The organism is Candidatus Kosakonia sp. 282A-S69 (assembly GCF_029433855.1).
GTDB lineage: Bacteria > Pseudomonadota > Gammaproteobacteria > Enterobacterales > Enterobacteriaceae > Kosakonia > Kosakonia cowanii_A.
In genome coordinates this window covers 254,562-254,820 of record NZ_JAROAU010000005.1, presented here as the reverse complement: position 1 = coordinate 254,820, position 259 = coordinate 254,562, and the positions used below count along the sequence as shown (strand labels likewise).

1 pseudogene is annotated in these 259 nt (G+C 42.1%); it reads right to left on the bottom strand.

The annotated features are described in order from the left end of the window. A pseudogene (gene glvR, locus PU683_RS22280) lies at positions 1–259 on the bottom strand (MurR/RpiR family transcriptional regulator GlvR); the annotation flags it as partial.

Here is a 259-nt window from a genome sequence, read left to right as displayed (position 1 = left end):
CGGTGTTTCTCCGGAAAGAGAAATGATGATAAACAGATCGTTCACTTTAAAATCCCCGCGCATCAGATTAAATTCATTCGTGTCTTCAATCAAAATAAGATAGCGATGACGCGGAATAAACATTCTTTGCAGGTCGCGGGCGCATATCTTTTGCGCATTTCCAGAACCGTAGACGAAAATGCGGTCAGCTTCATCAATCAGCTGGCACATGTCCGTCATGTCCTTTGTCCTTAAGAACTTCAAATTTGCTTCAATATCA